The organism is Poriferisphaera sp. WC338, assembly GCF_050931845.1.
Lineage (GTDB): Bacteria > Planctomycetota > Phycisphaerae > Phycisphaerales > Phycisphaeraceae > Poriferisphaera.
Genome location: NZ_CP194516.1, coordinates 194,917 through 210,697 on the forward strand (window position 1 = coordinate 194,917; position 15,781 = coordinate 210,697).

Here is a 15,781-nt window from a genome sequence, read left to right on the forward strand (position 1 = left end):
CCCGCTGATGAAAGCGGGTCGCAGGAATTTAAATCAATGTCTATATGGGTTTAGTGGCGGCGACGAAGGAGGAGGCCGAGAATGGGGAGTGAGAGCAGTGCGGTGGAGGTTGGCTCAGGAATGACAGTGAGGATGAATTCGTATGTGATTTCCTGATTGAATGCGGAACCGGAACCGAGGCGGAGGTCATGCGTGCCGGTACCGAAGGATCCGAGTGGGGCACCGCCACCATTTAGGAGGAGGTCGTCGAGGACATCGTTGCCGGTAGAGGTTTGGGTGGTGGGGTCGTAGTACTCTTGTGAGCCAGATTGGTTAAGTTTGATTTCGACGTTGCCGTCTGGACCGCCCGTGATGGTATAGGCCGCGGAGTCAGCAACAAGGCCAGCGCCAATCGTGATGACGAGGTTGTCGAAGTCTGCGCTAGAGGGGGTGCGTGTGGCGGTACCTGTAAAGAGATAGTCGCCAGCAGCGTTGATGTTGATGTTCGTGTTGGTCGGGCCACCGGGTGTGATCTCGTCGTAGACGGTAAAGATAGCGGCAGCTTGGGTCTGAGTAGCTGCAAATGTCATGGCGATGACGAGCCCAGCGAGAGCGATAGTTTTAAAACCGTGGCACATGGATCTTTCTCCTATGCTGGTTAAATGGATGTCCGATAAGTTCCCTAGCCAGTCAGGATATCACGGAGTGCGGTACTTAGGCAAATTTATCGTTACAGATGTTATTACTAGCACAACTTCTAGCTGGAGGTGGCATTGTGCGATTTGGGTAAAGAGCAGGGGGTGGGTCTGTAACGGTTGTAGTGATTGTGTGGGTTATATGATTTGTAAGGGTTGTATTTCCAAACATTAAGGTGGGGTGACTCGCTAATTCACGTTATGGGATGGTCCGATGAATGAGGTATCTCTCTTCGATTGATCGCAGAGAGGGCTTACGTATTTTTTAGCTGGATGTAAGTGTGAGGAAGGGTGAGAAAATGGAAAGCAGCCATGCAACTGCGCAAGATCGGCGACCAGGCGTGAATTGGTCGGTGCCGGTCGTGGCGGGCATCACGGCGGCCATTCTGATCGGGGCAATGCTCGGTAGCGGCTATCTATGGACATCGAATCAGAAGTCCATGGCGATGAAGCAGCGACGAGGGGAGTTGATCTCGGCGGCTAATGTGCTGAGCTATTTTACAGAACAAGCTTTGGGTGAGGGTGACCTTACTACAGCACGCAAGGCAGTGGTCGATGCTGCAGAGCAGTTTCACCTTAGCAGTTGCCAGATCCGATTGAAGAACGGCGATGTTGTGGCGGCTATGAACCCAAAAATTGTTATCAATGATCATATCAATTTAAAAACAAATAACTCTGGAAGAAGTCGTCCCTCATCAATACAGGATGCTGTTTCAATTGTTGACGAAGGTGAAACCATTGTGGTCACGCATCATCTTCAAGCAGGTGCAAACGGCACATTTGTTCTGGAGTTAACCGGGGAACTGATCTCCGATCCTTCCATTTGGGAGACGCAAGCTGGTGCTGGCGCAATTGGTGCGGGATCACTTCTATTGTTGCTTCTGGTTTATAACAAAGCCGGTCAACGATACAAAGCGATGACACGCATCCGTGAAGCACTTCTGAGCCAAAAGGAAGGCGAGTGTTCACACGGTGCGTTGGATGTTTCCACAAAATTTGGTGACGAAGCAACTGCGTGGAACCAACTGATTCGTGAGCAGCAAATGCTTAAGGACCAAATGGCAGTGCGTGGCGTGAAAGAATCTTTAGGTGTTGGCGCTGCGGGCGCAGGTGATTTAGCTGGTGGATGTGATGCGATGAGTCAGGGGCTGATCCTGATGGATCATCAGCTTAAGATCAACTATGCCAATCACGCAGCTTCTGTTTTTCTGCGCACAGATTACAAAGAAATGATCGGTCAGCTTATGTTGAGCTATATCAATCATGATGCACTTGGTGTGGCGATGCATGAGGCCGCAAGCGGAATGATTCGCCGCAGAGTGAATCTGGAGCTGTATACCGATGAGATCATGCAGGATTCAGAGGAAGATAAACCGAAGGGTCATGACAATCGAGGTGTACTTCGCTTTTCGATTCTGCCACTGAAGCAAGGTAACACGCCAAGTGTCATGTTGGTGATTGAAGATATCACGCAGCAGCGTGTGGCTGAGGAAGCACGCCATGAGTTTGTCGCACAGGCAACGCACGAACTCCGTACGCCGCTCACAAATATTCGTTTGTATTTGGAAACCGCGATTGATGATGGCGATAGTGATCCTAAGATGCGAGAGAACTGCTTGAATGTGATTAACCAGGAAACAGGTCGGCTTGAACGCATTGTTTCTGACATGCTGAGTGTTGCAGAAATCGAAGCGGGGTCCATGCAGCTGACTCGTGATGATGTGCGTGTCGAAGATGAGATATCAACGATTGAACGTGATTATCAGGCACTTGCTGAGGAGAAGAAAATCTCGCTGATCTTTGAACGCCCACCGAAGTTGCCAGTGATACAAGGCGACCGCGAGAAGATCATTGGTGCACTTCATAATCTGATTGGTAATGCGCTGAAGTACACACCGGATGGCGGACGAGTGAACGTGATTGTTGAGTCGTCGGATCGTGAATTGTCGGTCGAGGTGCGCGATACAGGCCTTGGAATTTCTGAACAGGATCAGAAGCACGTGTTTGAAAAGTTCTACCGCGCTCAGGACAGACGAATTAAAGGCATAACGGGTTCTGGCTTGGGGTTGGCTTTAGCACGTGAGATGGTGCGGATGCACGGCGGTGATATCACTTTAGAATCTGAACTAGATCAGGGCAGCACGTTTACGATGACGATCCCACTACAGGTTGGTGTTGGAAGATAATGTAGCCGCAGTGATGGCTGCAGGTTTGTGGAGGCAGGCCGATGGAGATTAAAGAAGAAAAAAAAGGGGCCGTCGTTGTGGTTCGACCGATCGGTCCACTCACACGGAACGATGTGTCTACATTCAAAAGTTGTCTGATGCGTATCCGTAGCGACAGCATGGGACGGTTTATTCTTGATGCAAGCTCGATTGCGTATGTGGATTCGACAGGACTTGAAGTCATGTTGGAAGTGAATGATGAACTATCCCAAGCTGGACAGATCTTAAAGCTTTGCAGCTTGAATGAAACTGTAAGAGAAGTATTAGACCTCACAGAACTCGCGAACTTCTTTGAATGTTACGAAGACGTCGGCTCAGCGGTAAGGAGCTTCCTGTGACGGATGTTCGTCGGCGAAAACAGAAGATTGGTGAGGCACTGCTGGAACAAGGGGCGTTGAGCCAGCAGGACCTTGATCGTGCGCTTGAAACGCAAAAGGAAACCGGCAAACGTCTTGGCGAGGTATTGGTTGAACAAGGTGTGATCAACAGCGGTGCACTGGTCAATACACTTGCTTCGAATTTGGGTATCCGCGGGTGCCATCTGCGTCACGGCCTCATTGACCCGTCACTCATCAGTGAGATTGGCGAAGAAGAAGCTGAGCGGATGATGGTCGTACCGATGTTCAAGGTGCGCGATGTGATGACGGTGGCGATGGTGGAGCCGCAGAGCTTACCGACGATTGACCGTCTACGTCAGATTACAGGCTGTACGATTCGGCCAGTCCTTACGTTGGAAAGCAATGTTCGCGAATTTCTACAGAAATACAAGGGTGGTAATGTCGATCTTGATGAGTTCCTAACATCACTTGTCGAGTCTGACGTTGAAGTGGTTGAGCGTGAAAAGGTTGACGAAGGGCCAGCCTCTGATCTCGAGAATATGATCGAGGGCAGTCCGATCATCAATCTTGTGAATGTGGCGTTGCTGACCGCAGTGCGCGATGGCGCGAGTGATATCCATGTTGAGCCGGACCGCAAAGGGACGCGCGTGCGCTACCGTATTGATGGGGTGTTGCGCGATTTGATGAAGCCACCAGCAGGAATTCATGCCGCGATCGTGTCACGACTCAAGGTGATTGGCAAAATGGATATCGCAGAAAAACGCCTGCCACAGGAAGGTCGCGTGCGGATTGTGGCTGAAGGTCGCGAGATTGATCTGCGTGTGTCGAGTATACCAACGCTTCTTGGTGAGAAGCTCGTGGTACGTATTCTGGATAAGCAAAACCTACGTGTGCGTCTAGAAGATCTTGGTTTCCGCGAGCAATCGATGGAAACATTTAAGTCTATGCTGCACTCACCGCATGGTTTGATTCTCGTGACAGGCCCAACAGGTAGCGGCAAGACAACAACACTCTACTCTGCACTGGATCTACTTCGCAGCCCTGAACGCAACATTGTGACCGTTGAAGATCCGGTTGAATATCAACTGGATCTTGTGAATCAGATCCAAGTACAAAACAATATCGGTATGAGCTTTGCTCGAGCGTTGCGATCGATTCTCCGCCAAGACCCGGATGTGATCATGATTGGCGAGGTGCGCGATGAAGAGACTGCGCGCGTGGCTGTGCAGGCCGCTCTTACCGGCCACTTGGTACTTGCGACATTGCACACCAATGATGCACCGGGTGCGGTTGCGCGGCTATTAGATATGGGGATTGAATCGTATTTGCTTTCAAGTGCACTGGTTGGCGTGGTAGCCCAGCGGTTGGCGCGAACGATTTGCCCGCATTGTGCGACAAAATACTATCCATCTGATGAAGTGATTACGGATGCTGCAGTGCCGGGGTTATCTGGTGTTTCCTTCCGAAAAGGGTCAGGATGCCAGCAATGTCACAACAGTGGTTTCAAAGGCCGTGTGGGTATATATGAAGTGATGCAGCTTGAAGGAGATCTCCGCCGTATGGTGCATCGTGGAGCAGCATCTCATCAACTCCGCGAAAAAATGAAGGATCTAAATCAACTTACGTTACGTGAAGAGGGTGTAAAGATTGCAACTGAGCACAAAACCAGTCTTGAAGAAGTGCTACGTGTAACACATTGTGATGAAGTAGACGGGGAAGAACCGGATGTGATCGTCAATGCAGGCGGTCAAGATTCAGATGCGCAGGATCAAGTGATTAATCAGCAGATTGATGTTTGCTCGATTGATCAAGGGCCAAAGAAAAGCGGCTCTAAGGAGGTTGCATGAAGCTAACTTATCATGCGTTTGATGCCTCCGGTGCGGCTGTTCGCGATTCAATTGAAGCAATCAATGAAATGGAAGCAACGGATCGTCTGCGTAGCAAGGGTCTGTTTGTAACAGAGATTCGTGCGCAGGACGACGTGCAAACACAGGCTGAAAATAACAAACCAAAATGGCGGATGCCAAGCTTAAACGGTGGTACAAAACGCCTTAAGCATCTCACTATGTTTACGCGGCAGTTGTACGTGTTGATTTCTTCGGGCACACCTATGATTGAAACGCTTAGTGCGCTGGAGCGGCAAGCAAAGGATCCAACTTGGCAGGCTGTTGTGTCGGATTTGCGTGAACGGATTGAGCAGGGTGATTCGCTTTCAGATGCGATGGATCATCATCCGCGGTATTTTGATCAGATCTATCGGAGTCTGATTCGTGCGGGCGAGGCAGGAGGAAAGTTTTCGCCAATTCTTGATCGATTGTCGACACTTGTGCGAAAGCAGTTGCAAACCCGAACCACCATTATGGGTGCGATGATGTATCCCGCCTTATTACTGGCGGTTTCAGGTGCGGTATTGACACTCATGTTAGTGTTTGTGCTACCACGTTTTGCAAGCTTGTTTGAAACATTGAAGATGCCGCTTCCACCATCTACAAAATTTATGATGTTTATCAGCATGTGTTTGCAGTCGTACTGGTGGGCCATTTTGATCGGCGCGATTGCAGTAACATTTGGATTATTCTATTGGATCCGTACGCCTCAAGGCAGAAGCGCATTCGATTTATTTCTGATACGTGTGCCAATGTTTGGTGTCATGACACGAAGTTTCGTTGTTGCAAGAATTATTCGTTTGATCGGGGTACTGACCGACAGCTATGTGCCGTTACTTGATGTTCTAGAATTGACCAGTAAAACTGCCGGTAATGTACATTATCAAAAACTGATCGATGATGCGATGAAGTCAGTAGAGAATGGCGATCCAATGAGTCAAGCCTTCAGTGATCCGAAGATGGTAGATCCATCTGTTTATGAAGCGATTAAGAGTGGTGAATCTGCGGGACGGCTTAGCGATATGTTATTGAATATGGCAGATTTTGTAGATGAAGAAAATGAAACGGTCTTGAAATCATTGACGAGTTTACTTGAACCGGTGATTTTGATTGTGCTCGGCGTTCTTGTCGGTGCGATTGCACTAAGCATGTTCCTACCATTGTTTGATCTGACTGCTATGACGGGAGGTTCATAATGAGAATATCGAGAAAGCAAAATATTGGCCCGATTGGTCTTGATATTGGGGCGCGGCAGATCAAGGCGGTACAGTTATCTGGGAATCTAACAGATAAACTTCAAGTTGAGGCTGGAAGTATTGCATACCACTCTGATGGAGAATTAAGTGAGTTGCCTGATGCCGATCAATTGCCGGGCCGTCCGAAGATTGAAGCTGCAGCAAAATTTGATCGATTAGAACCTGAACAACCATTCTCGACTGAAGAAGTCAAGCGGCTGAAGAAAGTGTTAAGCCGAAGCGGATTCATTGGTCATGAAATTGTTGTGTCTATGCCAGCGAACAAAACTTTCTCAAGTGTGCTTGATATCCCGCCGGTTCGTAATGAAGAAAATCTTATACAGATTGCGAAGGGGGAGCTTTCACGATCACATCGTCTGGAACAGGATCAGGTTTCATTTGATTATTGGGAATTGCCTCGGCCGATACGTTCTACGCAGACAGTACCAGTGATGGCAACATGTTGTAAGCATGAAGATGTGAATCAATTGATTGAAGTTCTTGAAAGTGGCGGACTGCGAGTGTCGGGAGTTGATACCCAAGGGTGGGCTACCGCCCGAAGTTGTACACCAATTATTAACCAGATGCCAGGTATTGTTGCGGTTGTAGATCTTGCGTGGGAGATTGCAAGTTTTGACTTGATCCATCATGGGACTGTGATCTATCAACGTACGCTTGAGAAGTGTGCAAACAAAACTATGTTTGAAGCGATTGAGGCGGAACATGGTATTCCGCGATCTGTTGTTGATTGGCTGCTTGGTAAAGTTGGCGTAGCTGATCATGAAGGTGCTTGCGATAGTGATGTTCAGCTATTTAATAAATTCAGAAATTTAGTAGAGGACCATTACTCCATGGTCGGGCAAGAGCTTAGTTTGTCCATGAATTATGCGCTGCATCAATACCCCAGTGCACCGTTACAAGCATTACTGATTACGGGTGGTGGAGCCGAAATGTTAGGGGCAACCGATTATCTTTCTGCAATTGTAGACGCACGGGTTTATAATGTTGAGTTCAATCATATCGGGCAGTCAACGCAATTAGAATCTGAAATTCTTCGTTCTTCTGTGTTTAATGTTGCTGCGGGGTTAGCACAATATACAAAGGAGGCGGCATGAGACGTTCAGTAAATTTTATACCACCTCATTATCGTATAAAGCGTTTAATTCACATACGCATTCGGCAATGGATTGTTGCAGTGTCGGTGTACAGCATTCTTCTGGTTGCAGCGTGGGTCATGTTCACATTCTCTTGGGGGCAAAGCGTTCATGAGATAGAAGATCAACTTGCGGATGTGAATCAACAGGTATCTGCGACGGAAGAGGCAATTAAGAGTATTAAGCCACGAGTTCTACAAGCAAAAGCAAACTTGGCTGCTACAAATATGATCGGCGAGCAACCAGATTGGTCAATGCTTCTCGATTTACTCGCAGGATTACTTGATGAAAATACTGTATTAACTTCTTGTGAGCTTACGCCTGAAAAGCATACCAAGTTTGGTGATATGGTTGAGATATCTCAATACAACCTTAAGTTGGTTGGATTGTCTCGGACACTGACAGCAAGTTACGATTATGTTGTTCGGCTTAAAAATTGCGGTATGTTTGATGAGATTCAGCCAGGTAAAACACGCAAGCGACCATTTGCAGATGGTGAAGCGACAGAGTTTACGATTGAATGCATGATCGGTGTTGAGGGAAATGCATCTCAAACGATGACATCCGTAACGCCAAGAAAATAGGTTATTGTCATGAATCAGAATGAAGAGAAAGCTGGTAAGCGAAAGATAGATATTGCAGGTTTTTCTGCATGCATGGCGATAACGTTTCTAATTGGATTGATGGGATTCAAGCCGTTGTATGATGATCAGCTTGGAGTCATCGAAGAAAAACGTGAGTTAACCGAGCGACAACAACACCTCGAAGGTCAGAATAACGCATTAAAAGCTCTTCGCCTAGATCATCAAGCAACGCTTCGTCTTATAGATGATACGGAAATTCAGCTGATGCTGCCGTCTTCACTTAATGAAAGATTATCGCAAATTAGCGAGATAGCCACACAGGTTATGCTGGAGATTGATCGCGTTGAACCAGGTGAGGGCATCAATGAAACACATTACTACAAGATACCAATTCGCATTAAGGGTAGTGGTGATTTTATGAGTTGTGAAAAGTTTCTTAATCAGCTTCACCAATCGCTTATGGACATTTCTGTAGTCAGTATAAGCTTAAAGGGGTATCCTGATCAGCCAACGCGAAAAGCATCATTTGATGTTGAATTAGTATGGTACGCCTCTCCGAGCTAAGCTGTAAATTAATAAAAAATATTTGCATCATAGCAAAACATATCGTCTGCTATACCGCAATGAGGCTAACGAAAGAAAGAAAAATACTGATTGCGGTTCTTGCGATTGGTTTTGGCGCGCTTGGTGTCGACCGCTTCATCCTTTCAGAAAGTACCACAACGCCACAGATAGCGTCGGCGAGTGTTCAAGGAAGCGTTGTTCAGCAAGCACAATCCAATGCTAATAGTGCACAAGTTGTAAATAAGAATGGTAAGCAGAATAATGCACTGCTCGGTTCACTGGATAGGGTTTCAGCATCGACTTTAGTGGCAGAGCGCCTTAGAACGATTAGCGAGCAAGAAATGCAGCTTCTCCAAACAGATAGGAATGCCTTTGAACCAGCTGGATCATGGGTTCAGCGTGTAGAAAAGCAGCAGCAACAAATTGAAACGCAGGGATTAAGCGAAGCTGATTTTGTATCGAAGTACACGTTGACCGCACTACTTGAAACAGATGATAGTGGCATTGCCATCGTAAATGGATATCCCGTGCGAGTTGGTGAATCGATCGAACGTTATCGTCTCTTAAGTGTAAGTGGAGACCAAGCAATCTTTGCAAGCAAGAATGGCAAAGTTACACTTACAATCATGAATAAATAATATAGAAATTTATCATTGCAATGACATTCGTGGTCTATCAGAAAGCGGAGAAAATAGATCCGAATTGATTGGTGGGGTGATGCGTATATTCAACCAATCGAATTTTATAGATTTTTCTTTAAAACAAAAACATTTCTTTTTCAGAACATTAAGTTTGACTGTTCTTGCGACGATTTCTATTAGTGGAAAGAACATTCAATCTTACGTTTACTTCGGAGAAAGAGATGAATAGTCATAAGACAAAAAGAATCGCGGCATTCAGCTTAATCGAGCTTGTCATCGTCGTGGTCATCATTGGTATTATTGGGGCAATCGCTATTCCAAGAATGAGCCGTGGAGCATCGGGTGCTTCTGAATCTGCATTTATTGCAAACTTGACCGTACTACGTAATGCGATCGATCTTTATGCTGCGGAGCATAATGGTGCGTATCCGACACTTGCAAAGTTTACCGATCAGTTGACGACATACTCAGATGCTGCGGGTAATACGAATCCAAGTTACTCATCAACATATGAGTTTGGTCCATACTTGCGATCTGTTCCAGCTGTAGGCGTAGGTGCTAGTCCAAAGCTTAGCACAGTCGGGGACGGCTCAGGTACAGAAGTGTGGGCCTACGACCAGGTCAAAGGCACGATTGTTGCCAATACAGGTGATGCGGCAGCTCGAGACGGTAAAAAGTTTAAGACGTTCTAAACTATCTCACTATCTAAATGATAATCCGCTCACATCAGGTTTATGATGATGAGCGGTTTTCCATAATAGATAAAATAAGTGTATATAGAATGTTGAATGATCAAAAACATAATCGCGCATTTTCACTTATTGAGTTAGTTCTTGTACTGGTACTGATTGGCATTGTGGCTGCGATAGCAATGCCTCGTATTAGCAATGCTTCGTCGCAGTATATGCTCGAATCTGCATCGCAACGCGCTTTGTATGAGATTGAGTACGCTAAAGCAATCGCAAAGGCAACAAGCTCATCTTACACGATGCATTTTGATAGTGCAGGACAGCGCATATACCTCTCGGGGCCAAATGGCAAGGCGGATGATGGCGTGGTTAGAGAGTTGAATCTAAATGATTCAATTTATGAAGTGAGTATGAACATTGATCTATCAGGAGAAACGTCATTTATTATAAATGGCTTTGGTATGCCTGAGAAAATGTATGAATTCGATTTGTATCGGGGAAGTTACAAACAAAAAATAAATGTGGATTGCCATACTGGTGAGGTATCGCTTGAATGAGAACATCACATAGATACAGGATTGGTTTTACATTAATAGAAATGGTTGTCAGCATGGCAGTCATGTCAATCATTCTTAGTGCTATAGGTGTAACATTAGCGGTTTCGCTTAATACGATTCCAAGCGTGACTAGCCCTGAATTTCAATTAGTTGATCGCGTTCGTGGATGGGATCAATTTATTCAGGATATGCATTATGCCCAGCATATCCTTCAGCATGATGAAGCCAGTGTGGCAGTTGTGGTTGACGATCGTAATGGCAATGGTAATGTCGAACGGATTGAGTATACCTGGAGTGATGACAACAAAACACTCAAACGGACCTACAATGGTGTTAGTCATACGACCGTATTTGACAATCTTGAGGCGTTGAAGTTTGGTTATATCTTGCATCAAGGGGTTTATTCGTTTGAGCCGCCGGTTGTTGAGTCAGAGAATTTGATTGCAAGAATCGATACCGGTGTTCTCCCGGTAAAGATCAATGTAAAAGAGAATCTATGGCAAGGGAGTATGATATTACCAAAACACAATTTGGGTGATGAAGGTTGGATCTTGGATGCTATATACTTCTATGCACAAGAGCTAACAAGTGATGAAGTAGATTTTCATGTCGAATGTTGGACGGTTGGTGAGAACGATGGTTTAGTTGCTAAAGTTCTAGAAAAAACAGTTGAGGTTGATCTTACGAATCACTATAAGGCGGTGCCTGTAATATTCAGTGAACCAATAGAGCTTGAATTGAACCAGAAGGTGTTTGTTTTTGTAAAATCCATGGATGCAGAGGACAATGTTGCATTGCTTGGGAGTGTTGTGAACGCAGGAATGGCGAAATTCAGCACTGATCAAGGAAAAACGTGGAATGACGTTTTGTGGCCGGGAGTAAGTGTAGCTTTCAAATATCGCAAACTTACGTCGCAAGATTCCAAGGTCTATACCCGTGAGCATTTTAAGGGGATTGAAGTTCACTATAAGAATCAGGAAGAGTCTGAAGATCAAAATTTGTATGTGAATTTTTTCAATCAGCCTCAACTGTCGAAAACGGTTCTATACTCAGATTTCTCAACAACACTTGCGAATCTGGATATTACTGGAAATGGGATTGATTGGAGCCTTGAAAGTACTAAAGGAAATCTGTCTACTGAAGATGAAGGATACTTGTCAGGTGAGCATGAACTTAAAACGTTAGATCACATATTGGCACGGGACGAAGATTATGTACTTGCGCATATAGTGGCCAGTAGCAGTAGAAAACAAGGAAGTTTAATTGATACAAGAACTCGGGTTGATGTATCTGAAACCCACGTTGTTGAAACAATGTTTGAACTCACTTACAACAAACAGCAAGAAATACAAAGCCTGACTTTCTCTAATAAAAGATCTGGGGATTGGGAGAGCATTGTTTCTATCAATCACTTGCCGATGGGCTATATCGACATTAGGCAATTGATTGATCCAGATCGCAGAGAAGCATATTTAATTGTTCAAGGGGCTGCGTACGGGCCATATGACTTAGAGCAAATGCAGGCAGATAACATTTCTACTGATATGATCGTTAAGACATATAAAGAGGGGGCGATTAATTCTGCCTCCTTAAGTGTGATAGGAGATTAGATGGAAAGCAATCGCCGGCACACATGCGGATTCACATTGATTGAAACCATTATGTCTATTCTTATTGTGGGTGGTCTTTTTGTAGCTGCATTGACAGTGTATCACGGCTCAAAAATTCGACAGATTATGATTTCAGAAGAAGCTATCTCTAATTTCCTTGCAGAAAGTCTACTAGAAGAAATTCTATCGCAAAGCTACTCAGAAGTTAATTCAGTTGGTAGCTCTGCAGGAGAAAGTGTGAGCCGCATAGCATTTGATAGTATTGATGATTATGCAGGGTATGTAGAAAAACCTGTGAAGACACGTTCTGGAGAAGCTATTGATGGTTACGTAAATTGGAAACGTGAAGTTACGGTGACATATTTAAATCCTGCGGATATTCAGAAATCGCAAACTAAGGACGCGGGTTTGAAGAAAGTAACGGTTTCTGTGTTTAGCGGTCAACGTGAAAAGGCATCAGTTTCGACGATTGTGTCATCCCATTATCAAATGTTGGGTATTCAATAAGTCTCGTTGTGTAAATTTTCGAATTGTTCTGGTATTAGATATGAAAGACCATAAACCCAAACTAGCTGGTCAAAGTAGGACGTATCGAATGAAGAGGTCGAGACAACGTGGATCTGTCTATATTATGCTTTTAGCATTTAGCTTGCTTGTTATGGCGATTGGTATTAGTTCGATAGCCGGATTACGTGTGCTTCATGAAACACAATCGCTTTCGAATAATACATATCATGCACAGTATCAAGCTAAGTCAGCCTTGAACTATGCGGTGCACCTACTCAATACGGAAGATAATTGGAGAACAATACGGCCAGATGGTTCTTGGTATGATCAGGTTGTATTAGGTAACGGCGGTACAATCAGCATTGATGTTCAAGATGAGCAAGGACGCCTTCTCAAGGATCATGTGGGTGAGAATATACGTATAGAGGTTGAAGGAAGGCAGGGGGAATCGAGATATATGTTGCAGGCGATTCTTGCCTCTGAAAGCCTAAAGATTCCTGCAGTCAATTATCCTGTACATGTAGAGGGGAATCTTACTGTTGCTGCGGGGGCAAGTATGTTTGTAAAAGGCAAAGGAGCATCAAGTAGTGGCAATATTCTTGTTTCAGGTGCGATCGAAGGAAACGCTCAAGGAAAATCAATCAATGGGAAAGCCAATATTAAAGGTAAGAAAGAAGTTTTGAATGCTACCTTGGCTCCATTTGATTATAGCCTTGTTACTCTCTACGAGAATCCAGATGCAAATATTATGATTTCCGGCAGTGTTTTTGAGCGTACCGTACTTGGTCCGAGTGAAGATCAGGTAGATGCGAAGCAAATGAAGTATGTCTATAGACTGCAATTGAAATCAGATTTAACGATTCGAAATATTCGTATTCAAGGAACACTATATGTTAAGACCAATGGATTTAATTTGACGTTAGATGAGCAGGTTTTGTTGCAGCCGTTAACTAAAGGTGGCATCTCATTGATTGTTGATGGAGATGTAACTTTCAGTTTTCGAGGCGGAAAGCATATGCTTAATGAAGCAGATTATGCATATAATTTTAATCCAACGCGTATGGCATATTTAGAGCAAACAGATAGTGATGCTACGGATAAGCACGAGAGTCAAATTGAAGGGATTGTTCTTGTCAATGGGAATGTACATGTGGAGGAATCATCTCTGTTTCATGGTAGTGTGATTTGTTTAAAAAATATGCATGTTGCGGATGCCCCAGTATTTCATTATCAGAATCAAGTGCAGAATGAAGCTGCGAGTTTAATAGGGGATAATGAGATCATGAAAATTGTGCCGGGGTCAATCAAACAGATTTATGATTAATGATGTTACTTAGCTCGAGATTTATTAGGCATATAATTATGCACGATCTCATCGGGGGAATGTCGATAATATTACAGTTGAACTTTATTGCGCGGTCATAGGTGTGTTGTCATCTGGTCAGATAATATCGCATGCTGTTTGCAACTGTACAAGCAAAAGCCACGTTTATCGGGCAAACGATATCTCAAGTGGTGATAGCGTTCGGTTTGTTTGTATGTTTCGGGCTGGGGAGTTCTTTGCATGCAGATACATTTAACTTGTATGACCAGTTATTGGATGACCCATACGGTGGTGATGATCCTAAGGAGTTGAGTGTATGGCTAGAACGCTTTGGGCAGATTAAAGCTCAGGGCAGGCAATCTGAATCTGTACCCACTAATCCATCATTTTTTGGTTCGCCACGGCTCAATGCATGGCGACATGTGTTTGAGGAAAAGATGGAGGAGTTGGAGAAGGAAGTCGAGAAGATTTTAAAATTAGAAGGCCAGAAGACAGAGAGCAAACATAAAGAAATTAAAGATGAAGATGCTAGAAAGCCTGATGTAGAAAGTGAATCTGGCAGCAAGAAACTAGAGGAGAAAAAGAAATCAAAGCCTGCAGATCATAGTAGTGGGCCACCTCATGAGGCGGCACCGGGGATCATGCCGCTTAGCAATACACGTAGCCCGATCAATCTAGACCCATTGCTTTTTGATTCACCGATTCCTCCATTGCGAGATGCATGGGAAGATTTTAAGTTTGACATGGTCAAAGAATATCGAGTTCGGTCCAATATTTATGACACAACTTTTTATCAGAATGCATCAGAAGTGATAGGCAATCAACCGAGCCAGCAGTTATTCAACCGTTTAGATTTTGGTTTGATTTGGGAAGTACTACGCCATGAGCCACAGAATTTCCCATACATTGGTAATGGTTGGGTTGAGTTTCTTATGCGTGCGGGTGTTAACCTAGATCAAAGCAGTCGCTTTTTTAATTTGAATTCCGCAATAGGCGCAATATCCGGTGTGGATTCGTTGTATCAGCCGAACAATGTACAGGTGAACATTCTGTCTTATACGCAGAGCTTTTTTGATGATCAGGTACTTTTTACCGCAGGGAAGCTCCATCCGAATCAGTATATTGCATTGATTACGGTTGCGGATGATGAGTCGTTACAATTCTTAAGTGGCGCGTTCGATGGAGGGCAGGTGATTCCTGCGATAGGTGCATATGCTCCGGGACTTGCTGTTCAAGTGATACCCAATCGTTGGTTCGAATTTCATGGCTTGATGGTGAATAATGATGCGACACCAGGCGACATTGGTTTTAATACATTGAACAATGGCGACTTTGGTTTTATGGGAGATTTTATTTTCAAGCCGCTTATTAAAAATCGATATCAGGGTCGGTATCATGTGATCGTTTGGCAGTCGCAGGTAGAAGGTAAATCGGGTGTTGGTTTTTCATTTATTGGCGAACAGCATATAGGGCATGGTGTTGTGCCGTTTATTCGATATGGGTTTGGAGATACCGCAACGTCGATTGCTCGGCAACAAGTAGCGGGTGGTATTACCGTGCTTGGTCCGTTTCGTCGTATTGGTGACATGATTGGGGTTGCGGCGGCGTGGACCGATCCGAGTGATTCATCACAACGGGAAGAAACGAACCTTGAGTTCTTCTATCGTGTGCAGGTGACGAACTATACACAGATTTCGCCGGACTTTCAGGTGATTTTCAATCCAGCAAATAACCCAACAAGTGATCCAATCTTCCTGTGGGGTGTTCGTATGCGTGTGCAATTTTAGGATGAT

The 15,781-nt window shown here is 44.8% G+C and carries 15 protein-coding genes; 14 read left to right on the forward strand and 1 reads right to left on the reverse strand.

Annotation, left to right across the window (positions count from 1 at the left end; genetic code table 11):
* Nucleotides 1-50 precede the first annotated feature (50 nt).
* Nucleotides 51-617, reverse strand: a complete 567-nt coding sequence (locus tag ACQ6WK_RS00810) for a hypothetical protein (RefSeq protein ID WP_432798841.1) — start codon at nt 615-617, stop codon at nt 51-53.
* 356 nt (nt 618-973) lie between these two features.
* Between ACQ6WK_RS00810 and ACQ6WK_RS00815 the strand changes: the two genes are divergently transcribed.
* The 14 genes from ACQ6WK_RS00815 (at nt 974) to ACQ6WK_RS00880 (ending at nt 15,775) form a co-directional block, all read left to right on the forward strand.
* Complete coding sequence (locus ACQ6WK_RS00815) at nt 974-2,860, forward strand: sensor histidine kinase (RefSeq protein ID WP_432798842.1); 1,887 nt, start codon at nt 974-976, stop codon at nt 2,858-2,860.
* Nucleotides 2,861-2,901: 41 nt separating this feature from the next.
* Nucleotides 2,902-3,237, forward strand: coding sequence for an STAS domain-containing protein (locus tag ACQ6WK_RS00820; RefSeq protein ID WP_432798843.1), 336 nt, complete (start codon nt 2,902-2,904; stop codon nt 3,235-3,237).
* Complete coding sequence (locus ACQ6WK_RS00825) at nt 3,234-5,084, forward strand: GspE/PulE family protein (RefSeq protein ID WP_432798844.1); 1,851 nt, start codon at nt 3,234-3,236, stop codon at nt 5,082-5,084. Before ACQ6WK_RS00820 ends, ACQ6WK_RS00825 begins: the two co-directional genes overlap by 4 nt.
* Nucleotides 5,081-6,319 (forward strand): type II secretion system F family protein, encoded by a 1,239-nt coding sequence (locus ACQ6WK_RS00830; protein ID WP_432798845.1) that lies wholly within the window; start codon nt 5,081-5,083, stop codon nt 6,317-6,319. The genes ACQ6WK_RS00825 and ACQ6WK_RS00830 overlap by 4 nt, the downstream gene beginning before the upstream one ends.
* On the forward strand, nt 6,319-7,473 hold the full coding sequence (gene pilM, locus ACQ6WK_RS00835) for a pilus assembly protein PilM (RefSeq protein ID WP_432798846.1): 1,155 nt from the start codon (nt 6,319-6,321) through the stop codon (nt 7,471-7,473). The genes ACQ6WK_RS00830 and pilM overlap by 1 nt, the downstream gene beginning before the upstream one ends.
* Entirely contained in the window at nt 7,470-8,096 is a 627-nt protein-coding gene (locus ACQ6WK_RS00840) for a hypothetical protein (RefSeq protein WP_432798847.1), read from the forward strand. The genes pilM and ACQ6WK_RS00840 overlap by 4 nt, the downstream gene beginning before the upstream one ends.
* Before the next feature lie 9 nt (nt 8,097-8,105).
* Complete coding sequence (gene pilO / locus ACQ6WK_RS00845) at nt 8,106-8,660, forward strand: type 4a pilus biogenesis protein PilO (RefSeq protein WP_432798848.1); 555 nt, start codon at nt 8,106-8,108, stop codon at nt 8,658-8,660.
* Nucleotides 8,639-9,298, forward strand: coding sequence for a hypothetical protein (locus ACQ6WK_RS00850; protein WP_432798849.1), 660 nt, complete (start codon nt 8,639-8,641; stop codon nt 9,296-9,298). The genes pilO and ACQ6WK_RS00850 overlap by 22 nt, the downstream gene beginning before the upstream one ends.
* A 224-nt stretch (nt 9,299-9,522) precedes the next feature.
* Nucleotides 9,523-9,993, forward strand: coding sequence for a prepilin-type N-terminal cleavage/methylation domain-containing protein (locus tag ACQ6WK_RS00855; RefSeq protein ID WP_432798850.1), 471 nt, complete (start codon nt 9,523-9,525; stop codon nt 9,991-9,993).
* A gap of 89 nt (nt 9,994-10,082) precedes the next feature.
* On the forward strand, nt 10,083-10,547 hold the full coding sequence (locus ACQ6WK_RS00860; RefSeq protein WP_432798851.1) for a prepilin-type N-terminal cleavage/methylation domain-containing protein: 465 nt from the start codon (nt 10,083-10,085) through the stop codon (nt 10,545-10,547).
* The gene (locus tag ACQ6WK_RS00865) at nt 10,544-12,157 is read left to right on the forward strand and encodes a PulJ/GspJ family protein (RefSeq protein WP_432798852.1); all 1,614 of its coding nucleotides are present in this window, start codon (nt 10,544-10,546) and stop codon (nt 12,155-12,157) included. Before ACQ6WK_RS00860 ends, ACQ6WK_RS00865 begins: the two co-directional genes overlap by 4 nt.
* Nucleotides 12,158-12,664, forward strand: a complete 507-nt coding sequence (locus tag ACQ6WK_RS00870; protein ID WP_432798853.1) for a type II secretion system protein — start codon at nt 12,158-12,160, stop codon at nt 12,662-12,664. It begins immediately after the preceding gene.
* Between the two features lie 124 nt (nt 12,665-12,788).
* On the forward strand, nt 12,789-13,988 hold the full coding sequence (locus ACQ6WK_RS00875; protein WP_432798854.1) for a hypothetical protein: 1,200 nt from the start codon (nt 12,789-12,791) through the stop codon (nt 13,986-13,988).
* Between the two features lie 236 nt (nt 13,989-14,224).
* Entirely contained in the window at nt 14,225-15,775 is a 1,551-nt protein-coding gene (locus ACQ6WK_RS00880) for a carbohydrate porin (RefSeq protein WP_432798855.1), read from the forward strand.
* Nucleotides 15,776-15,781 lie beyond the last annotated feature (6 nt).